At 62.4% G+C, this 23057-nt stretch carries 27 protein-coding genes; 10 read left to right on the top strand and 17 right to left on the bottom strand.

Annotation, left to right across the window (positions count from 1 at the left end):
• The first annotated feature begins 198 nt into the window (after window positions 1–198).
• Together RG540_RS03755 and RG540_RS03750 are read left to right on the top strand one after the other, a co-directional pair.
• Entirely contained in the window at window positions 199–936 is a 738-nt protein-coding gene (locus RG540_RS03755; protein WP_038584730.1) for a gamma-glutamylcyclotransferase, read from the top strand.
• A 135-nt stretch (window positions 937–1071) separates the two neighbouring features.
• Window positions 1072–1731: a glutathione S-transferase family protein gene (locus tag RG540_RS03750; RefSeq protein WP_038584727.1), complete on the top strand. Its 660-nt coding sequence runs from the start codon at window positions 1072–1074 to the stop codon at window positions 1729–1731.
• Window positions 1732–1743: 12 nt separating this feature from the next.
• Here the strand turns inward: RG540_RS03750 and RG540_RS03745 are convergent, their stop codons facing one another.
• A complete protein-coding gene (locus RG540_RS03745; RefSeq protein ID WP_038584724.1) occupies window positions 1744–2079 on the bottom strand; it encodes a hypothetical protein in 336 nt (111 codons plus the stop codon).
• A gap of 110 nt (window positions 2080–2189) precedes the next feature.
• The gene (locus RG540_RS03740; protein ID WP_038584721.1) at window positions 2190–3083 is read right to left on the bottom strand and encodes a LysR family transcriptional regulator; all 894 of its coding nucleotides are present in this window, start codon (window positions 3081–3083) and stop codon (window positions 2190–2192) included.
• 383 nt (window positions 3084–3466) lie between these two features.
• On the opposite strand from RG540_RS03740, the gene RG540_RS03735 reads away from it, so the two are divergent.
• The 3 genes from RG540_RS03735 to RG540_RS03725 all read left to right on the top strand — a co-directional run bounded on the left by RG540_RS03735 (window position 3467) and on the right by RG540_RS03725 (window position 6657).
• Entirely contained in the window at window positions 3467–4663 is a 1197-nt protein-coding gene (locus RG540_RS03735; protein ID WP_038584719.1) for an MFS transporter, read from the top strand.
• Between the two features lie 24 nt (window positions 4664–4687).
• On the top strand, window positions 4688–5725 hold the full coding sequence (locus tag RG540_RS03730) for an aldo/keto reductase (protein WP_038584716.1): 1038 nt from the start codon (window positions 4688–4690) through the stop codon (window positions 5723–5725).
• 104 nt (window positions 5726–5829) lie between these two features.
• Window positions 5830–6657 (top strand): aldo/keto reductase, encoded by an 828-nt coding sequence (locus RG540_RS03725; protein WP_038584712.1) that lies wholly within the window; start codon window positions 5830–5832, stop codon window positions 6655–6657.
• 119 nt (window positions 6658–6776) lie between these two features.
• Here the strand turns inward: RG540_RS03725 and RG540_RS03720 are convergent, their stop codons facing one another.
• The 4 genes from RG540_RS03720 to RG540_RS03705 all read right to left on the bottom strand — a co-directional run bounded on the left by RG540_RS03720 (window position 6777) and on the right by RG540_RS03705 (window position 10062).
• Window positions 6777–7835: a magnesium transporter CorA family protein gene (locus RG540_RS03720; protein WP_038584709.1), complete on the bottom strand. Its 1059-nt coding sequence runs from the start codon at window positions 7833–7835 to the stop codon at window positions 6777–6779.
• A 303-nt stretch (window positions 7836–8138) separates the two neighbouring features.
• On the bottom strand, window positions 8139–8423 hold the full coding sequence (locus tag RG540_RS03715; RefSeq protein ID WP_038584706.1) for an acylphosphatase: 285 nt from the start codon (window positions 8421–8423) through the stop codon (window positions 8139–8141).
• 175 nt (window positions 8424–8598) lie between these two features.
• Window positions 8599–8988, bottom strand: coding sequence for a hypothetical protein (locus RG540_RS03710; protein ID WP_038584704.1), 390 nt, complete (start codon window positions 8986–8988; stop codon window positions 8599–8601).
• 90 nt (window positions 8989–9078) lie between these two features.
• Window positions 9079–10062 carry a YihY/virulence factor BrkB family protein gene (locus RG540_RS03705; protein WP_038584702.1) on the bottom strand — a complete coding sequence of 328 codons (984 nt, stop codon included), beginning with the start codon at window positions 10060–10062 and terminating at the stop codon, window positions 9079–9081.
• Between the two features lie 116 nt (window positions 10063–10178).
• Here RG540_RS03705 and RG540_RS03700 point away from each other — a divergent pair, with 116 nt between their 5' ends.
• Entirely contained in the window at window positions 10179–11750 is a 1572-nt protein-coding gene (locus tag RG540_RS03700; protein ID WP_038584699.1) for a helicase HerA-like C-terminal domain-containing protein, read from the top strand.
• A 360-nt stretch (window positions 11751–12110) separates the two neighbouring features.
• Here the strand turns inward: RG540_RS03700 and RG540_RS03695 are convergent, their stop codons facing one another.
• Complete coding sequence (locus tag RG540_RS03695) at window positions 12111–12416, bottom strand: alkylphosphonate utilization protein (RefSeq protein WP_038584696.1); 306 nt, start codon at window positions 12414–12416, stop codon at window positions 12111–12113.
• Window positions 12417–12838: 422 nt separating this feature from the next.
• Between RG540_RS03695 and RG540_RS03690 the strand changes: the two genes are divergently transcribed.
• Complete coding sequence (locus RG540_RS03690; protein WP_038584693.1) at window positions 12839–14359, top strand: ABC-F family ATP-binding cassette domain-containing protein; 1521 nt, start codon at window positions 12839–12841, stop codon at window positions 14357–14359.
• A gap of 78 nt (window positions 14360–14437) precedes the next feature.
• Here RG540_RS03690 and RG540_RS03685 read toward each other — a convergent pair whose 3' ends face one another.
• Window positions 14438–14833 carry a winged helix-turn-helix transcriptional regulator gene (locus tag RG540_RS03685; protein ID WP_038584690.1) on the bottom strand — a complete coding sequence of 132 codons (396 nt, stop codon included), beginning with the start codon at window positions 14831–14833 and terminating at the stop codon, window positions 14438–14440.
• Between the two features lie 126 nt (window positions 14834–14959).
• On the opposite strand from RG540_RS03685, the gene RG540_RS03680 reads away from it, so the two are divergent.
• Window positions 14960–15718 (top strand): SDR family oxidoreductase, encoded by a 759-nt coding sequence (locus tag RG540_RS03680; RefSeq protein WP_038584687.1) that lies wholly within the window; start codon window positions 14960–14962, stop codon window positions 15716–15718.
• A gap of 40 nt (window positions 15719–15758) precedes the next feature.
• Here the strand turns inward: RG540_RS03680 and RG540_RS03675 are convergent, their stop codons facing one another.
• The 6 genes from RG540_RS03675 to RG540_RS03650 all read right to left on the bottom strand — a co-directional run bounded on the left by RG540_RS03675 (window position 15759) and on the right by RG540_RS03650 (window position 19973).
• Entirely contained in the window at window positions 15759–16289 is a 531-nt protein-coding gene (locus tag RG540_RS03675; protein ID WP_038584684.1) for a dihydrofolate reductase family protein, read from the bottom strand.
• A gap of 79 nt (window positions 16290–16368) precedes the next feature.
• Window positions 16369–16926, bottom strand: a complete 558-nt coding sequence (locus RG540_RS03670) for a dihydrofolate reductase family protein (RefSeq protein WP_038584681.1) — start codon at window positions 16924–16926, stop codon at window positions 16369–16371.
• 24 nt (window positions 16927–16950) lie between these two features.
• Window positions 16951–17634, bottom strand: a complete 684-nt coding sequence (locus RG540_RS03665; RefSeq protein ID WP_038584678.1) for an alpha/beta fold hydrolase — start codon at window positions 17632–17634, stop codon at window positions 16951–16953.
• Window positions 17635–17826: 192 nt separating this feature from the next.
• Complete coding sequence (locus tag RG540_RS03660) at window positions 17827–18639, bottom strand: VOC family protein (protein ID WP_038584675.1); 813 nt, start codon at window positions 18637–18639, stop codon at window positions 17827–17829.
• A gap of 60 nt (window positions 18640–18699) precedes the next feature.
• A complete protein-coding gene (locus RG540_RS03655; RefSeq protein WP_038592984.1) occupies window positions 18700–19179 on the bottom strand; it encodes a DUF1579 domain-containing protein in 480 nt (159 codons plus the stop codon).
• 41 nt (window positions 19180–19220) lie between these two features.
• A complete protein-coding gene (locus tag RG540_RS03650; RefSeq protein WP_038584672.1) occupies window positions 19221–19973 on the bottom strand; it encodes a DUF899 domain-containing protein in 753 nt (250 codons plus the stop codon).
• 53 nt (window positions 19974–20026) lie between these two features.
• Here RG540_RS03650 and RG540_RS03645 point away from each other — a divergent pair, with 53 nt between their 5' ends.
• Window positions 20027–20485 (top strand): MarR family winged helix-turn-helix transcriptional regulator, encoded by a 459-nt coding sequence (locus RG540_RS03645; protein WP_157884574.1) that lies wholly within the window; start codon window positions 20027–20029, stop codon window positions 20483–20485.
• Window positions 20486–20536: 51 nt separating this feature from the next.
• Here RG540_RS03645 and RG540_RS03640 read toward each other — a convergent pair whose 3' ends face one another.
• A complete protein-coding gene (locus RG540_RS03640; protein WP_038540908.1) occupies window positions 20537–20959 on the bottom strand; it encodes an organic hydroperoxide resistance protein in 423 nt (140 codons plus the stop codon).
• Window positions 20960–21120: 161 nt separating this feature from the next.
• On the opposite strand from RG540_RS03640, the gene RG540_RS03635 reads away from it, so the two are divergent.
• Window positions 21121–21606 (top strand): MarR family winged helix-turn-helix transcriptional regulator, encoded by a 486-nt coding sequence (locus RG540_RS03635; protein ID WP_051909230.1) that lies wholly within the window; start codon window positions 21121–21123, stop codon window positions 21604–21606.
• Between the two features lie 56 nt (window positions 21607–21662).
• Here the strand turns inward: RG540_RS03635 and RG540_RS03630 are convergent, their stop codons facing one another.
• Together RG540_RS03630 and RG540_RS03625 are read right to left on the bottom strand one after the other, a co-directional pair.
• Window positions 21663–22070 (bottom strand): DUF6766 family protein, encoded by a 408-nt coding sequence (locus tag RG540_RS03630; RefSeq protein ID WP_038584670.1) that lies wholly within the window; start codon window positions 22068–22070, stop codon window positions 21663–21665.
• Between the two features lie 62 nt (window positions 22071–22132).
• Entirely contained in the window at window positions 22133–23017 is an 885-nt protein-coding gene (locus tag RG540_RS03625) for an aminoglycoside phosphotransferase family protein (protein WP_038584667.1), read from the bottom strand.
• Window positions 23018–23057 lie beyond the last annotated feature (40 nt).

Raw genomic sequence — 23057 nt, 5'->3', positions numbered from 1 at the left:
GGTTCATGCTGGAAATGTTCCGTGACCATTTCGTGGCACCAGGCCGACTTTTCGCATTGCGGTGACGTCGGCGGTTCTCCAGCTTGACGCACCCGGCCTGCAGCCGCAACGCAGCAAAATGGTTGACTCGGGCCGGTTCGGCTTGCACTCTCGACCCTTCCCGTTTTCGTCGTCCTGCCCGAAAAGCCGTTCGAAGCCATGCCGAAACCATCCACATTGTCGCTGACGCAGGACCTGGTCGACCTTTGCTTTCGCGAGGAGGTCGATCCCGGGCAGCCGGCCACGTGGGAGCCGCTGACCGACGACGATTTCGTCGAGATCGCCGATCGGCTGGCGGCGGAAATCGGCGAGGATCCGCTCTGGGTGTTCGCCTATGGCTCGCTGATCTGGAAGCCGGGCTTCGATAGCATCGCCTGCCAGCGGGCCGCTGCATTCGGCTGGCACCGTTCCTTTTCGCTCCGAATCGAGCGCGGTCGCGGCTCGCCGGCACAGCCGGGGCTGATGATGATGTTGTCGCGCGGCGGCCGCTGCGACGGGGTTATCTATCGGGTGGCCGACGACGACAAGCGCGTCCAGATCGAAAAAGCGCTGCGCCGCGAGGTCAGCCATCGCGACAGCCTCACCTCGTTCCGCTGGCTGCCGGTCCGCACCCAGGCCGGCGAGACCGTGCGGGCGCTGACCTTCTGGGTCGGCGGCACCAGCAAGCGCATCGTCCGTCCGCTGCTGCCGCTCGACGAGGTCGCGAAGGTTCTGGCCCGCGCCTGCGGGCATCGCGGCTCGTGTGCCGAATATCTCTACAATACCGTCGTGCATCTCGCCGAATTCGGCATCCACGACCGCAATCTCTGGCGGCTGCAGGAGATGGTGGCGAAAGAGATCCGGGGGATGCATGTGCGGGAGAAGGTTGACGTAGAGGACGTCGGCGTGGAAGCCTGAGCCGAGACGGCGTCCCGTGCCAGCGATCTCGACAGAAACCGAATTGCACTGCGACCGACAAACCAGTTGCAAAAAGCAATCAGCCGAGCTATTCCTAAACTAGTTTCAATTCGCAATCGGTTATGGGAGGCCGTCATGCGTCCGGTTCTGTACTCACATCCGTTCTCGTCCTACTGCCAGAAGGTGCTGACCGCGCTCTATGAGAACGGCACCGACTTCGACACCCGCATGCTCGGGCCGGAGGATCCTTCGGCTTACCAGGATCTCTGCAGCATGTGGCCGGTTAAGCGTTTTCCAATCCTGATCGACGGCGAGAAACGGGTCTTCGAATCGTCGATCGTCATCGAATATCTCGACCAGCATTATCCAGGCCCGGTAAAACTGATCCCGGACGACGCGGACACGGCGCTCGACGTGCGGATGATGGACCGCTTTTTCGACAACTACGTCTCCATCCCGCAGCAGAAGGTCGTCTTCAACGCCATCCGCCCGGAAGAGAACCGCGATCCCTATGGCGTGCAGGAAGCCCGCGACATGCTGGATGCCGCCTATGGCTGGCTCGACCAGCGCATGGCGGACCGGGAATGGGCGGCGGGAGGGGCGTTCAGCCTCGCCGACTGTGCCGCGGCGCCCGCACTCTTTTATGCGGACTGGACGCACCGGATTGGCGAGCAGTTCGCCCATGTGCGGGCCTATCGCAACCGGCTGCTCGCCCGACCGTCTTTTGCGCGCGCGGTGGACGAGGCGCGGCCCTATCGACCGTTCTTCCCGCTCGGTGCGCCGGATCGGGACTAACGAGTCGGATTTTCAGAACATGCTGTCATTGGCGATCGGCAGACCGCGCATCGCAGCATAGACTCGCCACACCTCGTGGCGCAGGACTGCACTTGGGCGCACGCCGCCGCTGCCGTAGTTCTTGTACTTGTCGCGATAGGCTTCCATAAAAACCGTCACCGCCTCGATGACATCGGCATGCAGCTCCGCCCTGCGGCGCAGTTCCTCCCTCTCGGAACGGAGGATTTCAAAGTTCTGAACAAGCAACCGCAGGTCTTCGGTCGACATGGCGACATGCGAGCGATCGGCCGAACCGGCAGCCACCTCCGCCCGTACCCGGGCGATGATTTCATTCAGCTGGTCATTCATGGGATTAGATTCTCCTAATCCAGCCGATGTGGGTGGCAAAATTGACCAATACAAGGCGAAACTGTGGCCTGAAAGACACGTTTGCCGATCAACGTGACCGGGTCAGTCTCTTAAAGTCGTGCCGCGATAAAGTCGATGTAGGTGCGAATGCGCAGCGCGAGGTGCTCGTGGCCGGCATAAACGGCATGGATTTCCTCGAGGTCCTCCGGATTGAAATCCTCCAGAACCGGCACGAGCCGGCCGGCCTCGATATCCGGTTCCACATGGAAACGCCCGACCCGGCCGATGCCAAGGTGATCCAGGCAGAACTGCCGGATGATCGAGCCGCTGCTCGCCTTCAGGTTTCCGGAAACCGGCAACAGCTCCCGGCTGCCGGTTTTCGGATCACGAAAAGGCCAGCCTTCCACCGCCCGCCGGAAATTAAAATTGATGCAGTTGTGATGGATAAGCTCGGCCGGCGTCTTCGGCACGCCGTGGCGCTCCAGATAGCCGGGCGAAGCGATCACCACCTGACGGCTCTCGCCGAGCTTTCGCGCCATCAGCGACGAATTGCGCATCGGCCCGTGGCGGATGGCGATATCGACGCGCTCACGAATGAGATCGACGATATCGTCGGTCAGGGTGATATCGAGCTGAATGTCGGGGAAAAGCTGCTGGAACTCCCAGGTCAGCGGCAAGATGTAGCGCTCGCCGAAGCCGACCGAAGCATTGATCGACAGCGGCCCGCGCGGCAGCGTCCGCCCGCCGCCGGAGACCATTTCCTCCGTATCGGCGATCTCGGCCAGGATGCGCTGTGCCCGCGCCAGATAGGTCTCCCCCTCCGGCGTCAGCTGCAGCATGCGGGTGGACCGGACCACGAGGCGGGTGCCGAGCCGATCCTCCAGGCGGGTGACGAGTTTGCTGACGGCGGACGGGGAGAGCTTCAGTTTTCGCCCCGCAGCTGAAAAGCTCTTGAGCTCGGCTGCGAGCGCAAAGACTTCCATTTCACCGGCGCGGTTGTCCATTTGGGGCTCGCTTTCAGATTTCGATCATTTCGGTTGTGCCGCGGCGCCCCCCTCTGGCCTGCCGGCCATCTCCCCCACGGGTGGGGAGATCACAAGTGGCGCGACCGTCGCTTCCCAACAAGCCGTCGTCCTGTGGTTGGTCGGCGCGCCGGATGAGGTGTCGAATGTAGAGCGGTGAGCAGGCGCCCAGCCGATCTCCCCACCCGTGGGGGAGATGGCCGGCAGGCCAGAGGGGGGCGGTCTTGCTCGAGTGTCAACCATCGCTTGTGACTTCAATTCACAAATGATTATCCGCTTATGCGGCTACACACGCAAGTCGGAGGTGACGATATTGCGGTGCATCAACCTCAATTCCTTCCTCCCAAGGACAAGGATCCAAGCCAATGCCTCTCGCCCTCTACGCGCTGACGGCCGGTGCCTTCGGCATCGGGGTCACCGAATTCGTCATCATGGGCCTACTGATCGACGTCAGCAAAGATCTCGGAGTATCTATCTCGGCCGCCGGCCTGTTGATCTCCGGTTACGCGATCGGCGTCGTCGTCGGTGCGCCCATCCTCGGCATGCTGACCGGCAAATGGTCGCGCAAGACCCTGCTGATGAGCCTGATGGTGGTGTTCACCGTCGGCAATCTCGCCTGTGCGCTGGCGCCCGACTATTGGACGCTGATGGCCGCCCGGGTGCTGACCGCTTTCGCGCATGCCTCGTTCTTCGGCGTCGGCTCGGTGGTCGCCACCAGCCTGGTTGCCCCGAACAAAAAGGCTTCGGCCATCGCCATCATGTTCACCGGCCTCACCGTCGCCAATATTCTCGGCGTGCCCTTCGGCACCTGGCTCGGCCAGGCCTATGGCTGGCGCTCGACCTTCTTTGCCGTCACCCTGATCGGTCTCGTGGCGCTCGCCGTGATCGCGCTGTTCGTCCCGAAAGACAAGGCCGTCGACAATCAGGAGGAAGGCTCGCAGGGCGCGCTTGCCGTGCTCGGCCGCCGTTCGGTTCTGCTCGGGCTTTTGATCACCGTGCTGAGCTGGGTCGGCGTGTTTGCGGGCTTCACCTATATCGCCCCGATCCTCACCCAGATCACCGGCTTTTCGGAAGCCGCCGTCTCGCCAATCCTGCTTGTCTTCGGCGGTGGCCTGGTGGTCGGCAATTTGGCCGGCGGCTGGCTTGCCGACCGTCATCTGGTGCCGACCATCGTCGCCAGCCTCGTCGCGCTCTCGGTCGTGCTGCTGGCGCTGACCGCCGCGATCCACCAGCCGGTGCTTGCCGTCATCGCCATCGGCCTGTTCGGCGCCGCAGCGTTCGCAACCGTCTCGCCGCTGCAGATCTGGGTGCTGCAGAAGGCCGAGGGTGCCGGCCAGGGGCTTGCCTCGTCGTTCAACATCGCCGCCTTCAACCTCGGCAATGCCATCGGCGCGTGGCTCGGCGGCGTGGTCATCGACCATGGCCCGGGTCTCGGCTCGGTCACCCTGATCGCCGGCCTGGTACCGCTCGCGGCGCTTGCCGTCGCTCTCTTCGCCATCCGGCTGGACAAGCGCGAGACCGCCATCAGCGGCGCACCCGCCCTCTCCTGCCCGGCCGAATAACCGACACACCGAAGGATCACGACCATGGAATACCGCAATCTCGGACAATCCGGCCTCAGAGTGCCGGTCTTAAGCTTCGGAGCCGGCACGTTCGGCGGCTCCGGCCCGCTGTTCAGCCACTGGGGCACGACCGATGTCGAAGAGGCCCGCCGCCTTGTCGACATCTGCCTGGAGGCCGGCGTCAACCTGTTCGACACGGCCGACGTCTATTCGGCCGGCGCTTCGGAAGAAGTGCTGGGCGAGGCGATCAAGGGCCGGCGTGGCGACGTGCTGATCTCCACCAAGGCCAGCCTGCCCACCGGCGACGGGCCGAACGACTGGGGCTCCTCCCGCTCGCGGCTGATCGCGTCCGTGGAGGCCGCGCTGAAGCGGCTCGGCACCGACCATATCGATATCTTCCAGCTGCACGCCTTCGATGCCTCGACGCCGGTCGAGGAAGTCGTCTCGACGCTCGACGGTCTCGTGCAGGACGGCAAGCTGCGGTATATCGGCGTTTCCAACTTCTCCGGCTGGCAGATCATGAAGTCGCTGGCCGCCGCCGAAAAACATGGGATGACCCGCTATGTGGCGAACCAGGTCTATTATTCGCTGGTCGGCCGCGATTACGAATGGGACCTGATGCCCTTGGGCAAGGACCAGGGCCTCGGCGCGCTGGTCTGGAGCCCGCTCGGCTGGGGACGCCTCACCGGCAAGATCAGCCGCGGCAAGCCGCTTCCGGAAGGCAGCCGCCTGCATGAGACGGCGGATTTCGGCCCGCCTGTCGAAGACGAGCTGCTCTACCGTGTGGTCGATGCGCTGCAGGTGGTGGCGGACGAGACGGGCAAGACGGTGCCGCAGGTGGCGATCAACTGGCTCACCGGCCGGTCGACAGTCTCCTCCGTCATCATCGGCGCCCGCAACGAGGAGCAGCTTCGCCAGAATCTCGGGGCCGTCGGCTGGTCGTTGACACCGGAGCAGATCGGCAGGCTCGACGCGGCAAGCTCAGTCACCGCGCCCTATCCGCATTTCCCCTATCGGCGCCAGGAAGGCTTTGCCCGCCTCAACCCGCCCATCGCCGGCTGACGCCTCCTGAAATCAGGTTGGTTGATCCGTCACAGAATCGGTCCATGTAATACGGGCCTCATTTGGCCCGGCCGTTTGCCGGGCTTTCCCTTCAGGAGTTCAATATGTTCACAGTCAGCGCCAATGGCGCCAACATTCCCGCCCTCGGCTTCGGCACCTTCCGCATGCCTGACGAAGACGTCGCCCGCGTGCTGCCGGAGGCGTTGAAGCTCGGCTTCCGCCATGTCGATACCGCCCAGATCTACAAGAACGAGGCGGCCGTCGGCGACGTGCTTTCCAAGTCCGGCATCCCGCGCGCCGACATCTTTCTCACCACCAAGGTCTGGGTCGACCGCGTCGGCCATTCCGCCTTCATCGCCTCGGTCGACGAGAGCCTGGCCAAGCTGAAGACCGACTATGTCGACCTGCTCCTCCTCCACTGGCCGCAGAGCGAAATGCCGCTCGCCGACCGCATGGGTGCGTTGAACGCGCTCAAAAAGGCCGGCAAGGTGAAGAATATCGGCGTCTCCAATTTTTCCGTAGCGCTGATCGCCGAAGCGGTGAAGCTTTCGGATGCACCGCTTGCCACCAACCAGGTGGAATACCATCCCTATCTCGACCAGACGAAGGTTCTGGCCGAAGTCGCCGAGCACGGCATGTCGCTGACCGCCTATTACCTGATGGCGAACGGCGCGGTACCGGGCGACGCGGTGCTGAAGGATATCGGCGCAAAGCACGGCAAGACGGCCGCGCAGGTGACGCTGCGCTGGGCGATCCAGCAGAAGGACGTCGTCGCGCTTTCCAAGACCGCGACCGTTTCCCGCCTGCCGGAAAACTTCGACGTGTTCGATTTCGTCCTGTCGGAAGACGAAATGCAGGCGATCCACGCGCTCGCCAGACCGACCGGCCGCATCGTCAACCCGGGGCACCTGGCCCCGGAATGGGATCTCTGAGCGTTCAGCCGCTTGATGCAACTATGCGCCGGGTCATTCCCGGCGCATTTTTATTGCCTAATTCCATTTGACGAGAAGATCGATGGAAGCACCCGGCAATATCCGGAGGCCTTCCCTGGTCACAGCCACCCTTTCCGCTTGAAATACAGATACGGCAGGGCCATCGAGACGATCATCATGGCAATCGCCATATGGTAGCCGTAGGTCCATTGCAGTTCCGGCTGATTGGCGAAGTTCATGCCGTAGATCGAGGCGACCAAGGTCGGCGGCAGGAAGACGACGGAGGCGACCGAGAAGATCTTGATGATCTGGTTCTGTTCGAGATTGATCAGCCCGAGCGTCGCATCCAGCAGGAAATTGATCTTGCCGGACAGGAAGGCGGAGTGATCGCCAAGCGACGTGGCGTCCCGCTGCAGCAGTTTCAGCCGCTGGCGCAGTTCCTTGGTCAGCTTGCGGTCGACACCGTCGAGCGCCGCATAATAAGCCACGACTCGGCTGACGCTGACGAGGCTTTCGCGCACCACCGTGATGAACTCGCCCTTCTGGCCGACCTCGCGGATGAGGTCCTGCAGGTCGCGCGTCTTCTTGTTGGCCTTGGCGGCCTTGGTCGAGAAGACCTCCTGGGAAATCTGGTCGATCTCGGTGCCGAGCCGTTCCAGCGTATCGGCCATGCGGTCGATGATCGCCTCGATCAGTCCCGTCATGATCAGTTCGCCGTAGCTGCAATGCAGGCCGGTTCCGTTCGGCTTGCGGGCGCGCGCCATGAAGGCGTCGAAGGGGCGCGGCTCGGCATAACGGACAGTGACCAGGACCTGGCCCTTGACGATGAAGGTGACGGGAACCTTTCGCGGCGTGCCGGCATCGGGCCTGGTCAGCACCGTCATGGTCATGAACTCGGCGCCGTCCTCCTGATAGAGGCGGGCGGAAAGCTCGATGTCCTCCATCTCGTCCATGGTCGGCACGGTAATGCCGAGACGCTCGCCGACGGCGCGCTCTTCCTCGGATGTGGGGCTGACAAGGTCGTACCAGACGATGGGGGGTTCTACGGGGACGGGCGTTGCAAGGTCGGACGTTACGGGTACCGACACGTCGGATGCCGCCGGTGCTGCGGCAACAGCCGGCACATCGGAGGCGACGGAAACAAGGCGATCAAGGTCGTAGGCATGGATGCGCAGCATGACGGCTCCTTTTTCGGACCATCGGTCCCTTCGGAGCGCGCATCCTTATCAAGAAGGACTAGAGCCCCGGAGGAACGGGTCGGTATGATGACGTCGAACTTCGACTGTCGGGGTTCATCTCAATTGTCCTTTGAAAGAGTGGCGCCCGGTCGGACGTCACTTCGCTTTCGGAAATGTGCCTTAAAGGATGAAAAGTCAATGGCTTTTCTGTCGCAGCCGCCGCCGAAACAACTGCCGTCACTTCGGGCCGGATAACTGGGGGGATCGGCCGCCGAGAACCGGGAAACCGGGCGATCGGCCGGGTCATCTGGTGATCCGGAAGCCGACCGGCTTTCCCGCGAGCGTCGCCGGTTGTCGCTCCGCGCCAGAGACCGACGCGCCGGGCGGACCGTGCCGGAAACGCTCGAGCATTTGCGATATGCTGGCGGGCGATCCCGCGAGCAAAGCAAGGACGGAACCATCCGGCTCGTTGCGGACCCAGCCCGTCAAACCCAGCTCTTCCGCCTCCTCACGGGTCCAGGCACGGAAACCGACGCCTTGCACCCTTCCCGTTATCCGCACCATGGCGGCCTCGTCATCATAGGACATGGCAACCTCCCATCTTGGGGCTACTCTCATTGACATGGAAAGTGTGAAACTGAGGACAAGCCTGCAAGGGTGCCGACGGTATCCGATTGGCGCCTCGCCGGTCTCATTGCTTTGGATTCGACAAAAAAGCCGCCGGCGTTGCGGCCGACGGCTTAAAAGTGTCGAAGGAGGCAGATCAGACGAACTGCGACAGGCCCGGAACCGAAGCTATGACCGTGTCGACGACCTCGTCGCCGGCGTGTTCGCGGGCGACCGCCATGGTTTCCTTGGCAAGGCCGGTGATTTCGCCCATGCCGAGACCCTGGGACATCAGCTGCTGGCCGAGTGCCATGACGCCGCCGCCGAAGCTTGCCATCAGGCCGCCGAGCAGACCGCCGCTGCCGGCACCTTCGCCGTTGAACTTGGCGACCAGTTCGGAAGCGCCAGGGATCGCCTCGATCATCTTGGCAACCGCGCCGTCATCGGCCTCGCGCTGCAGGAAACCGAGCATCATGCCAATCGCCTTTTCGGCGACGTCAGGGGCAATGCCGACATTTTCGGCGACGCGGGAAACCAGTTCGTTCATCAATCTCTCCTGAAGGTTTTGACGTTCACGTCAAGGTAATACACACAGTCTTTGCCGAAGCCAACAGGGAGCGTGAAGCATCTCCAGGCTTCATGTTTCGCCGGAACTCTCGCCCACCGTATCGGCCATGTAGGCGCCGCGGGCGCCCAAGGGCACCGGCGTGCCGGTGGTCGAATCGCGGGCCGTCTGGTGTTCGAGTTCGGCATTGATCTCGGCCCCGACGATGACGATGATGACCGATATCCATGTCCAGACCATGAAACCGATCAGCGCGCCGAGCGTACCGTAGGTGGCGTTGTAATCGGCAATATTCCCGAGATAGAAGGAAACTGCAATCGAGGCGGCGAGCCATGCGACGGTCGAGAATGCCGCACCCCAGGTGAGCCACTTGAGTTTTGCCGGTTCGCGGCTCGGGCCGAAGCGGTAGAGCATCATGATGCCGCCCGCGACGAACAGCATCATCACCGGCCAGCGGGCGATGCGGATGATGATTTCCGTGAAGCGGTCGAGCCAGAGATAACGCAGCACCGCCGGCACGATGCCCATGGCAAACAGGATGACGATCGCCAGCAAAAGCGCGCCGAGCGTGAACAGCAACGAAATCACGTTGAGGCGGACGATGCTGCGCTTTTCCTCTTCCGCATAGGCGACGTTCATCGCCTCGAACAGCGCCTTCATGCCATTGTTGGCGCTCCACAGCGCCAGCGCCAGCCCGCCGATCAGGGCGATCGACAGTGTCGTGTTGCGCTCGGAGGTGAGCGCCCGCAGCTGATCGAGAAAGATGTTCAGGCCATCCGCCGGCATGACCGAACTCAGGAACGCGATTCGGTCGACGATCGCCGAGGGATCCGCGACGAAACCGTAAAGGGATACGAGCGCGCTTGCCGCCGGAAACAGCGCCAGAAGCAGATAATAGGTGACGCCGGCGGCGATCAGCGTGATGCGATCCTGGGTGACGCCGGCATAAACGCGCCAGAAAACATCCTTCAGGCCGGTCGAGGGAATTTCTTCAGGCGAGTCGGCCTCGCGCGCCCTGTGCCTTTCCGATGTGGCAGCCGTTTCGCCGATCGTCATCCCTATCCAGCCTTCCCGTCGCGGACGGGTTCAGACAACGTCGTTCCCGTTGCCCGGCGCCTCCGCGCATCCTATAAGCAGTTGCCACAGAACGCGGTCAGGGAGCGCATAGTTGCATGGACGATACGGGAAAGCTCTTCATCGGCGGTAGCCGCAAGCCGGACGATTCGCTCAACAAGGCTGAATATCTGGAGCTGAAATTCGGCAACCGCCACGGCCTCGTCACCGGCGCCACCGGCACCGGCAAGACGGTAAGCCTGCAAGTGCTCGCCGAAGGTTTTTCGAAGGCCGGCGTGCCCGTCTTCGCCGCCGACATCAAGGGCGACTTGTCCGGCATCGCCATGAAGGGCGAGGCCAAGGATTTTCTCCTGAAGCGCGCCGAGCAGATCGGTTTCCAGGATTACGAGTTCGAACAGTTCCCGGTGATCTTCTGGGATCTGTTCGGCGAAAAGGGCCACCGGGTACGCACCACCATCGCCGAGATGGGGCCGCTCTTGCTGTCGCGCCTGATGGATGCGTCCGAGCCGCAGGAGGGCGTCATCAACATCGCCTTTAAGATCGCCGACAAGGCGAACCTGCCGCTGCTCGACCTCAAGGATTTCGCCTCCCTGCTCAACTACATGGCAGACAATGCCAGCGAGCTGTCGAGCCAGTTCGGGCTGATCTCGAAAAGTTCGGTCGCCTCGATCCAGCGCGGGCTGCTGGTGCTGGAACAGCAGGGCGCCGAGCATTTCTTCGGCGAACCGGCGCTGAAGATTTCAGACATCATGCGCATCAACCCGAACAGCGGCTACGGGCAGATTTCGGTGCTCGCGGCCGACAAGCTGATGATGAACCCGAGGCTTTACGCAACCTTCCTTCTGTGGCTGCTTTCGGAACTGTTCGAGGAACTGCCGGAAGTGGGCGATCCGGAACAGCCGAAGCTGGTGTTCTTCTTCGACGAGGCACATCTGTTGTTCAATGACGCGCCAAAGGTGCTGACCGAACGCGTCGAACAGGTGGTGCGCCTGATCCGCTCCAAGGGCGTCGGCGTCTATTTCGTCACCCAGAACCCGCTCGACGTGCCGGAAACCGTGCTTGCCCAGCTTGGCAACCGGGTGCAGCACGCATTGCGCGCCTATACGCCGCGCGAGCAGAAGGCGGTGAAAACCGCCGCCGACACGTTCCGCCCCAATCCGGCTTTCGACTGCGCTACCGCGATCACCAACCTCGGCACCGGCGAGGCGCTGGTCTCGACGCTAGAAGGCAAGGGTGCGCCTTCCATCGTCGAGCGCACACTGGTCCGTCCGCCTTCGGGACGCATCGGCCCGCTTTCCGACCAGGAACGGCAGGCGGTGATGGACAAGAGCCCGGTGCTCGGTCTCTATGACGAGGACCTAGATCGCGAATCCGCGTTCGAAATCCTCGCCGCCCGCGCCAGGCAGGCTGCCGATACCGCTGCCGCCAGGAAGGCGCAGGACGAGCTGCAGGCGTCACCGCCGGCCGGTTCCGGCGAGACGACCGGCTGGACCCTGCCCGGCTTCGGCGGCAAGGACGACGACAACGACCAGAACCGCGCCCAGCCACGCCGCTCCGGCTATCAGCGCGAGACGATCATCGAAGCGGCGATGAAGAGCGTGACACGGACGGTTGCGACGCAAGTTGGCCGGGCGATCGTGCGCGGGATCTTGGGGAGCTTGAAGCGGTAGGTTTTCCCTGCGCTAATTCGCGGGGAGGCTTGTCGGATTTCGGTTGCTAGTTGGCTGTCGTGCCCGGGATACCCCCCTCTGCCCTGCCGGGCATCTCCCCCTCAAGGGGGAGATCGGATGGGGCTTGCACCCTGCCTCGATCCAGGTCGAGGGTTAGCGTTGATACATGCTGTCGCCCAAGGCTAAAACGCTTTAGCCCGAAGCCGGTATGTCGCGGCTTGGCTTTACACACAGTAGCGAAAGAGGAATTAGGAGCCGGCGGCTGGCCGATCTCCCCCCTTGAGGGGGAGATGCCCGGCAGGGCAGAGGGGGGTGCCCGGGGCGCAACGAAACCTAGCCGCCCAGCATCGATCCCAATCATCACCGCTTGCGCACAAACTCCGTCCTGAGCACCAGGCCCTTGATCGCCTCATGCCGGCAGTCGATTTCTTCCGGGTTTTCCGTCAGCTTGATCGACTTGATGACCGTGCCCTGTTTCAGGGTCTGACCGGCGCCCTTGACCTTCAGATCCTTGATGAGGGTGACGGAATCGCCGTCCTTGAGGAGGGTGCCGGAGGCGTCGCGAACCTCGATGGCACCCGAGCCTGCGGCCGCAGCCAGTTCGGAGGCCGGGCGCCATTCGCCGGTCGCTTCGTCATAGACGTAATCGTCGTCGTCGGCTGCCATCGGTGTCTCTCCTGAATAAACCTCGCCGGTCGGCGGTTGCCGCTTATAGCAGCCGAACCGCCCCGGGCAAGCTCCGCGGCAATATGCCGGCCGAGCATCGTCCGGTTGCATTCGCCCATATGCGATGCTATTTCGCCATTGTGTCATTCAAGAGAAAGGAGGATCACGTGCACAATTTCTATTTCCGGTATTACCGGACACGTGGTCCCGTCGACGCCCTGCAAATGCGTTTGCAGGGCTGACCAGAGGCCGTTTCTCTTAAAATACCCTCTTCCTGGTCTGCCCTTCGTGGCCCGCAGCGCCGAGCGTCCGCTCGTGCGTCATCGCGATTTCAGAACACGCTGCAAACTGTGCATGACATCGATGATGGCGGCGAGTGCCCGCGATGTCATGCGCCTGCAAGCCAAGACCAGAGAACGACAATGAGCCTCATCAACCTCCGCAATCTCGGAATTACCCTTTCCAGCCCGCTGTTTTCCGGGCTCAACCTCAGCGTCAATGCCGGCGACCGGATCGGCATCGTCGCGGCCAACGGGCGCGGCAAGTCCACGCTGCTCAAATGCATCGCCGGTGCGCTCGATGCGAGCGAAGGCGAGATCACCAGAAGCCGCGGGCTGACGATCGGCATGGTGGAGCAGAATGTGCCCCCTGCCCTGATGCAGGCGAGTTTTCGCGAAGCCGTGCTCCAGGCGCTGCCGGCAGATCAGATCGACAGCGAAAGCTGGCGGGCCGATGTGGCGCTCGAAGGGATGGAGGTGCCGGAGGAGTTACGTGAGCGGCCGCTTGCTGCGCTGAGCGGCGGCTGGCAAAGGCTGGCGCTGATCGCGCGGGCCTGGGTGACCGAACCGGACGCGCTGCTGCTCGACGAGCCGACCAACCATCTCGATCTTGCCAAGATCGCGCTTCTGGAAGACTGGCTGAACGCCCTGCCTCGCGACATGCCGGTGATCCTGTCGAGCCACGACCGCGCCTTCCTCGACACCGTGACCAACCGCACGCTTTTCCTGCGACCGGAGAACTCTCAAGCCTTCTCCCTGCCCTACGCCCGAGCGCGGGCAGCGCTCAATGAGGCGGATGCGGCGGATGCCAAGCGTTACGAGCGCGACATCAAGACCGCCGATCAGCTGCGCCGGCAGGCGGCGAAGCTGAAGAATATCGGCATCAATTCGGGCAGCGACCTGCTGGTGGTCAAGACCAAGCAGCTGAAAGAACGGGCAGAGAAGCTGGAGGACGCGGCAAGGCCGGCGCATCTTGAACGCTCGGCCGGCGCCATCCGCCTCGCCAATCGGGGTACCCACGCCAAGGTGCTGGTGACGCTGGAGGATGCGGCGGTGACGACGCCGGACGGCACGCTGCTGTTCAAGACCGGCAAGCAGTTCATCTGCCAGGGCGACCGGATCGTGCTGCTTGGCCGCAACGGCACCGGCAAGACGCGGCTGGTGACGATGCTGCGCCGGGCGATCGCCGATCCCTCCGTGACGATCGGCGGCATCAAGGCGACGCCGACGCTGATCCTCGGTTACGGCGACCAGTCGCTCGCCGATCTCGACGACCGGCAGACGCCGCACGAAACGATCATCCACCGGTTCGACATCGGCGACCAGAAGGCCCGCTCGCTGCTCGCCGGCATCGGCATCACCGTGGAGATGCAGGCGCGGCCGGTGGCAGAGCTTTCGGGCGGGCAGAAGGCGCGGCTCGGCCTGCTGGCGCTGAGGCTGCGTGAGCCGAATTTCTACCTGCTCGACGAACCGACCAACCATCTCGACATCGACGGGCAGGAGGCGCTGGAAAGCGAGCTGATGGCGCACCAGGCAAGCGGCCTGCTGGTCTCCCACGACCGCAGTTTCGTGCGCGCCGTCGGCACCCGTTTCTGGGTGATCGACAAAAAGAAGCTGATCGAGGTCGAGGGGCCGGAGGAGTTTTTCGCGGCGAGCCGTAGCTGACGTGATGGAAATTGCTCGGGAAGCGGTGGTGGCTGCCGGATAAGGACATACCTTCCTCCCCTCCATAAGGAGAAAAGCTCAGGCGTCCCCGTTCCGCTCCTCGAAGGCTTTTCGCGCGGCTGCGATATCGGCATGGCGCGCCGCTGCCCATTCCCAGACGCTGCAGAAGGCGGCGCCGAGGCTTCGTCCGAGTTCAGTGAGGCTGTATTCCACTTTCGGCGGGATGACCGGATAGACGGTGCGCGAGACGAAACCGTCGCGCTCCATCTGCCGCAGCGTCTGGGTCAGCATCTTCTGGCTGATGCCGCCGGTCAGCTTGCCGATCTGGGTGAAGCGCAGCGTACCGTGCTCCTCCAGCACTTCGAGGATCAGCATGGTCCACTTGTCGGCCACCTGGCCGATGATGCCGCGCACCAGTTCTTCCAGAACCGGATCGATCTCATCGGGAATTTCGCGACCCGAAGGTGACCGCATCGGCGTGCGAATTCCTTGATCCACAGTCACTCTCCTTTTGGTGCGTATAAATCTTTTGGGTGCCTTCTTCCGAGAAGAGATTGATAGCCGTATTTTCCGGCCACGCAACACGGAAAGGCGACGACCATGAAAATGAACGGCAATACGATCCTCATCACCGGCGGCAATTCGGGCATCGGCCGGGCTCTCGCCGAGGCATTCCATGCGCTCGGCAACCAGGTGATCATCACCGGCCGGCGCCGGGAAACGCTCGATGCGGTGACCGCTGCCAATCCCGGCATAAAAGGCCTGGTGCTCGATCTTTCCGATGCCGAAGCGATCAAGACGTTCTCGGCCGAACTCGTGAAGGCCTATCCGTCGCTGAACGCCGTCGTCAACAATGCCGGCATCATGGTGCCGGAACATATCGGCGCCGGCTCGGATTATCTCGCGACCGCCGAGCAGACGATCACTGCCAACCTGCTCGGCCCTATCCGGCTAATCGCGGCGCTGCTGCCACAACTTAGCACCCAGAAAGATGCCGCGATCCTGACCGTCTCCTCGGGCCTTGCCTTCGTGCCGATGGCGCTGACGCCCACCTATTCCGCCACCAAGGCCGCCATCCATTCCTATTCGATGGCGATCCGCGAGCAGCTCAAGGGCGCGGGGCCGCAGGTGATCGAGATCGCGCCGCCCTATGTGCAGACATCGCTGATGAGTGAGCGCCAGGCGAGCGACCCGAACGCCATGCCGCTTGCCGATTTCATCTCGGAGGTCATGGGCATCCTGGCGGGGCAGCCGGACGTCAAGGAAGTGATCGTCGAACGCTGCAAACCGCTGCGTTATGCGGTCGAGAACGGCAATTTCGACGCGATGTTCAACGGCATCAATTCGATGAGCCACTGATACCGACGCGTCGACGCAATCGGTCTGGCGAGGAAAGGATTTAAGCAGGCACGTATGTCAGCCTGATCACGTCCTCGCCAACGCGATCGGTGGAAACAAGGCGGAGCGGTGGCCGCGGGCCGGCGAAGAATGACTTGCCGCGGCCAAGCACGACGGGGTGGAGGTAGAGCCGGTATTCATCGATAAGGCCAAGGGTCGTCAGGCTTCCTGCTAGGTCCGGTCCGGACACTGAAATCTCCCCGACGAGCCGAGCCTTCAGGCCACGGACCATCGCCTCGACATCATCATCGACAAGCGTGGCGTTGGGGCCGACCGACTTCAACGAGCGCGATACGACCCATTTCGGCAGGCGCCGCCAGGCGGCAGCGAACTCGCGGTGCTCGGCGCTCCACTCGGGACGGTCTTCATCCCAATACCGCATGGTCTCGTACATGCGGCGACCGTAAACACTGCCCGCCAGATCGCGCACATGCTCTATCCAGTGACGAAAGAGCACGGGGCCAGTCGACATTTCCTCGTGGTCGACATAGCCGTCCAGGGACTGGTTCATTCCAAAAACGAGCTTCGCCATGCTGCAAAATCTCCACCCAGGGTATTCGGAATAACTTGAGGCGGCATCCGCTCGGATGCCAGGCCCCAGAATCTATCCGTCAGCTGCCATTCAGGACGTCGTAGCGGATAAAGACGGTGCCGTTGGTGAAGGGCACCTCTTCGGTGCGCGCGAGTTTCACCTTGTTCCGGGTCTGGAACATCGGCGTGCCGTCGCCGACCGCGACGGGGACGTAATAGATGCCGATCTCGTCGACCAGGCCGGCATCCAGATAGTCGGCGGCAAGCGTCGGGCCGGAGACGAAAATATCCCGCCCGGTTTGCGTCTTCAGATCGCGCATCGCGTCGACATTGAGGGAAGTCACCAGTTTCGTGCGCGGCGTCTTCGGCCCGGTCAAGGTCTTCGAGACGACGACCTTATCGGTCTGCCGCCAGATTTCGGCATATTCCGCCTCGAACGGCGTATCGCCCCGATAGGTCTGCCAGATCGCCATGGTCTCGTACATGCGCCGGCCGTAGACGGCGAGGCCGCAGCGGCGGCCCTCCTCATTGGCGTGACCATGCACCTCGGCATCGATATGCCCCCAGTCGAAATCGCCCCGGGCATCGTTGATATAGCCGTCAAGCGAGATCATCATCTCGAACACCAGTTTTGCCATCGGCCACTCCTTAACCGTTCCGCATCAGGCCGCCTCGATCAGCAGCGCGGTCAATTCGTCCGGCATGTCGATCGGGATGTCGTGGCCGCAGGCAAGCTCATGCACGGCCCAACCGGAGGCACCGCGATATTTTTCCGACATCTGGCCAAACGGCCCGTCCCAGCCGGTCGCGACGATGAAGGTCTTTTTGGGGACGCGCTGATAGGCGCCGGTGACCTTCAGCTTCTGCCGCAGCGTGCCGGAGGGCTGTGGCGTCGCCTTGGGTGCGGCCCACAGCTCGTCTTCTTCGCGCATATGGCCGCCGGGGCCTTTCGGCACCGGGGTCATCGGCGCGGAATAGTCTCCCTCCGGATCGTAGTCGGTGAAGCTCATGCCGTCCTCGGGGATGAAGGCCTCGACATAGACGATCGAGCGGATCCGCTCGGGCATGCGTTCGACAACGCCGGTGGCGACGATGCCGCCATAGGAATGGCCGACGAGGACGATATCCGTCAAGTCCTTGTAGACCGCCTCGTTGACGATGTCGTCGATATGGGTGTCGAGGTTGACGGAGGGGCTCGCCAGGTGCTTGCGCTCGCAAAGCCCGGTCAGCGTCGGCGCATAGGCGCGGTGGCCCCTGGCATGCAGGCGGGTCAGCACCCGCTCCCACGACCAGCCGCCGGTCCAGGCGCCGTGGGCGATCAGGAATGTCAGTTTGGAATCGGACATAGCTTTCCCCTTGAACCAGTTGCGATCTGCAATTGGCTTCAACCTACCAAACCAGTTCCATTTTGCAATCAGTTTTTCGGAACATAAAAAGGGGGGAGGCCCTCACCCTTTGGCGACATGCCTGCGTCTTTTTCAACGCCTCGCATGCCCTTCAGGGTGAGGGCCAACACCCGCCAAAACAGACTGTGCCGCTTACTTCTTCGCGGAAGTCAGCGCGAAGAAAGCACCCTGCGGATCGAGCGCCTGGACGATCCAGGAACCGCCGGGGACTTCCATCGGGCCGTGGACGACCTTGCCGCCGCCTGCCGTCAACCGGGCGATTGCGGCGTCGATCGAGTCGACGATGAAATAGTAGCACCAACAGGCCATCGGCACCTCCGCCGGCTTGGTCATCATGCCGCCGATCTGCCGGCCGTTATGGGAGAAGATGTGGTAGGTGCCCATCGGTCCCATGTCGAAATCGTGGTCGAGCGTCCAGCCGAACATCTTGCCGTAGAAGTCCATGGCTTCCTTGCCGTTGCCGGCATAAAGCTCGCGCCAGCCGACATTGCCGACGGCATCCGGGGCGAGTTCCTGAGGCGGATTTTCCATCGGCAGCGGAGTCATGATGCAGATGACCGCACCATGCGGATCGGCGACGACCGCGAAACGGCCGATGCCCGGAATATCCTCCGGCTCACGCTGGACGCGGCCGCCATTGGCGACATAGTCCTTCGCCATCTGATCGACGTCGTCGACCGCGACATAACCGGTCCAGTTCGGCGGGATCTTGCCTTCGAGTTCCGGCGGAAAGTTCATCATGCCGCCGATGCCGGGGCAATTGTCGCCCTCGCCCATCTCGAACAGGAAATAGGCGGGCATGTCGGGCATCGACATTTCCTTGACTTTCCAGCCGACCACCGACGAATAGAATTTTCCGCCGGCATCGGTATCGGGCGTCATCAACTCGACCCAGATGAATTTGCCATGGGTCTCGGATCGAGACCCGGTAACGGTCTGCAACATGGTCGTCTCCTCTACGAATGACTGCGTCGTCCGACGCGTTGAATTGGACACACGCAAGGCTCAGCGCTTGCGGGCGTAATGCGCTTCCATGAACTGCTGCCAGGTACCGTCCGGCTGTTTGGAGCTGGAATTGAAGGTCCGGTGATCGTCGTCGGTGAAGATGATCTGCTCGCGGTAATCGCCGGTCTTGCCGGGATTGGCAAAATCCGGGCCGGTCGTATAGAGATTGAGCGTCGATCCGTCGTCCGACACCTCCCCCTCGTAGACCCAGAGATGGTTCATCATCGTGCCGAGCCAGGTGCCGACATATCTGCCCTTGGCCGGATCATAGCCGAGAGTGAGAATGGTAGTGGCGGGGCCACCGCCGCCCGGCATCTCGCCGCTGCCTTCAGCGACGAACCAGATGCCGTTCAGCGACCGGCAGACTTCGACCCATTTTTCGTCATGGCCCATGCTGGTGGACGTCACCTCCCAGAGGCCGACCATCCTTTCCAGAAAGCCGTGTTCGACCTGCGGCTTGGGCATTTCCATCGTGCTCATCTTTTCCTCCTCCTCTTTTCGAAGCGCCAGAATGAACCCGTTCAATGGCAGCAGGATGAAGCCGTCTCCTGCGGCTTCTCTTCGTATTCGTCGTGGCGCTTGACGAAATTCATCGTCGAAGCCTCGTTGCGGCCAAGTGGTGCCCGGTCGAGGATCATCAGCGTGCCGATCAGCTCTTCGCCGCCGCGGGCATAGCTGGAATAGGTATGAAAGATCTCGCCCGCCTCGTTTCTGTAGAAGGCGGAAAGACCCGGCAGCTCGTCATGCGCCTCTGACGGCGGGACTTCGCGGAAGTTATAATACACCTTCTCCTTGGCGAGGTCTTGCCTGGTAAAGGAGACGTGATAATCGAAGTTGAAATCGCTGCCGAAGGACGAGACCCAGGGGAATTTCCAGCCCATGCGCTTCTTGTAGGCCTCGATCTTGTCGAGCGGCGCGCGGGCGACCGCGACATAGGTGACGTCGTGGTTGTTGAGATGCGGCAGAGCGCCATCGATATGGTCCGAGAGAAATGAACAGCCGAGGCAGCCGGCATCCCAGTCCGGGCCGAGCATGAAATGGTAGACAAGCAGCTGGCTGCGGGCGTCGAACAGTTCGGCGAGCGACTTTTTGCCCTTCGGAGTGTCGAACACGTAGTCCTTGTCGACCTTTACCCAGGGCATCGCCTGGCGTTCAGCGCGCACCTTGTCGCGCAGATGGGTCTCTTCCTTTTCCAGAGCCAGCAGCTTGCGCCGGGCTTCGAGCCACTCCTCGCGGCTGACGACAGGGTTTTTCGGGGACGTGGTGACATCCATGACAGGCTCCTCCTATGCTTGACAGAATAAGTTGATATCAACATACTCTTCCGATGCTGTCAAACACCCCGACCATCGAAGTGATTCCCTTTTCGACAACGCTGCTGGTACGCGACACGTGCCTCTGCCTGCATGTGCAGCGGGCGGCGCGGGCGCTTGCCCGGCGTTTCGACAATGCGATGAAGCCGATCGGGCTCACCAACGGTCAGTTCTCGCTGATGATGTCGCTGAACCGGCCGCAGCCGGCGCCGATGAGCCAGGTCGCCGCCCTGCTCGCGATGGACCGCACGACGCTGACGGCGGCGCTGAAAGTGCTGGAACGGCGCGGCCTGGTGGAAACCACCGTCGATCCGAAGGACCGGCGTGGCCGGCTGCTGCGCCTCACCGATGACGGCATGACCATGCTCTCGGCCGCCCTGCCGATCTGGAAGCGGGTGCATGCGGAGATTGACGCTGAGCTTGGCGAGGGCGGACCGGCGGAACTGCGAGCGACGCTGGGCGGGATCAAATAGAAAAAGCCGGCGCGAGCGGCCGGCTTTCCATTTCGGAAATCTTCAGAACGATCAGGCGACAGAGACCGGCACTTCGGTCGAGGTGCGCATCGCATGGCTATAGGGGCAGACGATATGGGCCTTGGCGACGAGGTCTTCGGCCTGGGCCTTGTCCATGCCCGGAATGTCCACCAGGAGGGATACCTCGATGCCGAAACCCTTGCCGTCGTCGCGCGGGCCGATGCCGACAGTTGCCGTCACCTTGGCGTCATCCGGGATCTTGACCTTTTCCTTGCCGGCAACGTTCTTCAGCGCGCCGAGGAAGCAGGCGGAATAACCGGTTGCGAAGAGCTGTTCCGGATTGGTGCCGCGGGCACCGTCGCCGCCGAGTTCCTTCGGAACCGTCAGCGTGACGTCGAGAACGCCGTCTTCGGAGGCGCCATGACCGGCGCGGCCGCCGGTGGCAGAAGCCTTGGTGGTGTAGAGAATAGGCATGGGTCTAACTCCCTTGGTCTTTGATGATGGTTCCAGGTCAAAACATTGTCCGCAATTCAATTGCGTGCAATCTAATTACGCGCATTGCAATTTGCCGTCAAGCCTGCGAAAATACGCTTCTGGAAAAGATAGAGCACAGACACGTGAAGACAGGACCGGCCATGCAGAAAAAGGCGGGCAACGCGGATAATTTCGAGATCGAGCTCGATGCGCAGCTGTGTTTTGCGATCTACGGCGCGGCGCATGCCTTCACGCGCACCTATAAGCCGCTGCTGGAACCGCTCGGCCTTACCTATCCGCAATACCTGGTGATGATCGCGCTCTGGGAGGAGGACGACCAGCCGGTGAAGGCGATCGGCGACCGGCTGGGGCTGGATTCCGGCACGCTCTCCCCTCTCCTCAAGCGCCTCGAACAGTCCGGCCTCGTCGCCCGCAAGCGCGACCACGACGACGAGCGGCAGGTGAAGATTTTGCTGACGAAAAAAGGCCGGGAGCTGAAAGCCCAGGCGGTCGCGGTAACCGCTGCAATCGGCAAGGCCACCGGCTGCAGCTTCGAGGAAGCCATGGCCCTGCGCGACGAACTGGTCGCGCTCAAGGAAAGGCTGACAAAGGCGGGAAGCGAAAAAGAGACGCTGTCCGCTGTCTGATAGTCTCCATCGCCGGTCGAGACCGGTCAACGCGAGAGCGGCAGAACCTGCGCTGCTCACGTCTTGTGGGCTTCCGGTTCGTCCGTATGGCGGCCCGAATAACGTTCGTCCAGTTCCCGGATCACGCCTTCGCCATCGGCGGGATCCACTCTGCGCAGGATGACGTCGATCTTCGCCTCCAGCCGGTCAGAGCCTTCCTTCGATTGCGGCGAGCCCAGAAACAGGAAGAAGGCGAGGCCACCGACCTGCCAGAGCAGCTGCAGGAATTCCGACTGCCAGTTTTCGAACGTATCCCGCAGCATTTCCACCAGATAGGGAGAAAATTCCACCGGCTGCCCGTGCTCGGCCTGTTCCTGGACAAAGGCGAACCAGCCGAACAGCCAATGCCCGACAAGACTGAAACCAAAAAATGCCAAGGTGATCCAAGCGTAGCTATAGGCTCGCCATAGTGAATTCTGCTGCACGGCTTCCTCCAGAACATTCCACGCAATTCAACGGAAAAGTTCCGGCCTAGTTCCCGCAGAGATCAGGCTTGGCCGAGGTGATCCGCAACGATCCTGTCGATCCAGCGGCGATGCTCATCCTTGACCAGCGGATTTGTGCCGGGTTCGCCGGCAGCCGTGATCAGCGCTTTCCACAGGCACCAGCCGCGCGCCCTTTCCCAGGTCTCAGTGTCGAGCTTCACCCGATTGCGGAAAGCATGGGCTGCGGGTTCGTCGAACAGGGTCCAGGCGATGACGAGGTCGCAGGCCGGATCGCCGGTGCCGGAACTGCCGAAATCGATCACGGCGGCAAGCCGTCCGTCGCGGACGAGCAGGTTTCCCTCGGCGACGTCGCCATGCACCCAGACCGGCCTGTTCTTCCAGGTCGAGGCGAGCGCCCGTTCCCAGATTTCGGTGATCAGGGGCACATCGATCTGATCGGCAAGGACTCTGATCGAACGACGTGTCTCGTTGTCATAGACTTCCAATGCGCCGCCGCGGAAAAAGTTATGCGGGCCGGGAGGCGGGCCGTCGGACGGATCGATTTTCCGGAGGGCCAGCAGGAAATCCGCCAGATCCTCGGCAAAAACGGTCAGGTTGGCGATCGCCTGGAGGCTGGATCGATCACCGGCGATCCAGGCATAGACCGACCAGGGCCAGGGATAACCTTCACCCGGCTTTCCGAGCCCCAGGGGGACAGGAATGGGAAGCGGCAACTGGGGACCAAACGCCGGCAGGAAGCGATGTTCCTTCTCCACCTGCGCGACATAACGTTCGGCACTCGGCAGGCGCACCAGCATGGTCTCGCCGAGATGGAAGGTGCGGTTGTCCCAGCCGCCGTTCGCGACCGGGCGCACGGACAAATCCGCCCAATCGGGAAATTGAGCGGCTATCAGGTTTTTCACGAGAGCGGCGTCGATCTCGACCATGCGCAAATCCCTTTCTGTGCAAGTCTAGGTTGCGTCGGGG

It is taken from the genome of Neorhizobium galegae bv. orientalis str. HAMBI 540, from assembly GCF_000731315.1.
GTDB lineage: Bacteria > Pseudomonadota > Alphaproteobacteria > Rhizobiales > Rhizobiaceae > Neorhizobium > Neorhizobium galegae.
This window is presented reverse-complemented; position numbering and strand designations above follow the sequence as displayed.

What these genes read in the sequence shown, in the direction of transcription:
- RG540_RS03675 (WP_038584684.1), bottom strand. Translation starts at nt 16,289, where the DNA reads ATGGCGAAGCTCGTTTTTGGAATGAACCAGTCCCTGGACGGCTATGTC.
- RG540_RS03750 (WP_038584727.1), top strand. Translation starts at nt 1,072, where the DNA reads ATGCGTCCGGTTCTGTACTCACATCCGTTCTCGTCCTACTGCCAGAAG.
- RG540_RS03665 (WP_038584678.1), bottom strand. Translation starts at nt 17,634, where the DNA reads ATGTCCGATTCCAAACTGACATTCCTGATCGCCCACGGCGCCTGGACC.
- RG540_RS03715 (WP_038584706.1), bottom strand. Translation starts at nt 8,423, where the DNA reads ATGTCCTATGATGACGAGGCCGCCATGGTGCGGATAACGGGAAGGGTG.
- RG540_RS03735 (WP_038584719.1), top strand. Translation starts at nt 3,467, where the DNA reads ATGCCTCTCGCCCTCTACGCGCTGACGGCCGGTGCCTTCGGCATCGGG.
- RG540_RS03690 (WP_038584693.1), top strand. Translation starts at nt 12,839, where the DNA reads ATGAGCCTCATCAACCTCCGCAATCTCGGAATTACCCTTTCCAGCCCG.
- RG540_RS03625 (WP_038584667.1), bottom strand. Translation starts at nt 23,017, where the DNA reads ATGGTCGAGATCGACGCCGCTCTCGTGAAAAACCTGATAGCCGCTCAA.
- RG540_RS03695 (WP_038584696.1), bottom strand. Translation starts at nt 12,416, where the DNA reads ATGGCAGCCGACGACGACGATTACGTCTATGACGAAGCGACCGGCGAA.
- RG540_RS03655 (WP_038592984.1), bottom strand. Translation starts at nt 19,179, where the DNA reads ATGAGCACGATGGAAATGCCCAAGCCGCAGGTCGAACACGGCTTTCTG.
- RG540_RS03680 (WP_038584687.1), top strand. Translation starts at nt 14,960, where the DNA reads ATGAAAATGAACGGCAATACGATCCTCATCACCGGCGGCAATTCGGGC.
- RG540_RS03635 (WP_051909230.1), top strand. Translation starts at nt 21,121, where the DNA reads ATGCAGAAAAAGGCGGGCAACGCGGATAATTTCGAGATCGAGCTCGAT.
- RG540_RS03730 (WP_038584716.1), top strand. Translation starts at nt 4,688, where the DNA reads ATGGAATACCGCAATCTCGGACAATCCGGCCTCAGAGTGCCGGTCTTA.
- RG540_RS03700 (WP_038584699.1), top strand. Translation starts at nt 10,179, where the DNA reads ATGGACGATACGGGAAAGCTCTTCATCGGCGGTAGCCGCAAGCCGGAC.
- RG540_RS03645 (WP_157884574.1), top strand. Translation starts at nt 20,027, where the DNA reads ATGCTGTCAAACACCCCGACCATCGAAGTGATTCCCTTTTCGACAACG.
- RG540_RS03670 (WP_038584681.1), bottom strand. Translation starts at nt 16,926, where the DNA reads ATGGCAAAACTGGTGTTCGAGATGATGATCTCGCTTGACGGCTATATC.
- RG540_RS03660 (WP_038584675.1), bottom strand. Translation starts at nt 18,639, where the DNA reads ATGTTGCAGACCGTTACCGGGTCTCGATCCGAGACCCATGGCAAATTC.
- RG540_RS03685 (WP_038584690.1), bottom strand. Translation starts at nt 14,833, where the DNA reads ATGCGGTCACCTTCGGGTCGCGAAATTCCCGATGAGATCGATCCGGTT.
- RG540_RS03755 (WP_038584730.1), top strand. Translation starts at nt 199, where the DNA reads ATGCCGAAACCATCCACATTGTCGCTGACGCAGGACCTGGTCGACCTT.
- RG540_RS03725 (WP_038584712.1), top strand. Translation starts at nt 5,830, where the DNA reads ATGTTCACAGTCAGCGCCAATGGCGCCAACATTCCCGCCCTCGGCTTC.
- RG540_RS03710 (WP_038584704.1), bottom strand. Translation starts at nt 8,988, where the DNA reads ATGAACGAACTGGTTTCCCGCGTCGCCGAAAATGTCGGCATTGCCCCT.
- RG540_RS03745 (WP_038584724.1), bottom strand. Translation starts at nt 2,079, where the DNA reads ATGAATGACCAGCTGAATGAAATCATCGCCCGGGTACGGGCGGAGGTG.
- RG540_RS03650 (WP_038584672.1), bottom strand. Translation starts at nt 19,973, where the DNA reads ATGGATGTCACCACGTCCCCGAAAAACCCTGTCGTCAGCCGCGAGGAG.
- RG540_RS03740 (WP_038584721.1), bottom strand. Translation starts at nt 3,083, where the DNA reads ATGGACAACCGCGCCGGTGAAATGGAAGTCTTTGCGCTCGCAGCCGAG.
- RG540_RS03705 (WP_038584702.1), bottom strand. Translation starts at nt 10,062, where the DNA reads ATGACGATCGGCGAAACGGCTGCCACATCGGAAAGGCACAGGGCGCGC.
- RG540_RS03720 (WP_038584709.1), bottom strand. Translation starts at nt 7,835, where the DNA reads ATGCTGCGCATCCATGCCTACGACCTTGATCGCCTTGTTTCCGTCGCC.
- RG540_RS03640 (WP_038540908.1), bottom strand. Translation starts at nt 20,959, where the DNA reads ATGCCTATTCTCTACACCACCAAGGCTTCTGCCACCGGCGGCCGCGCC.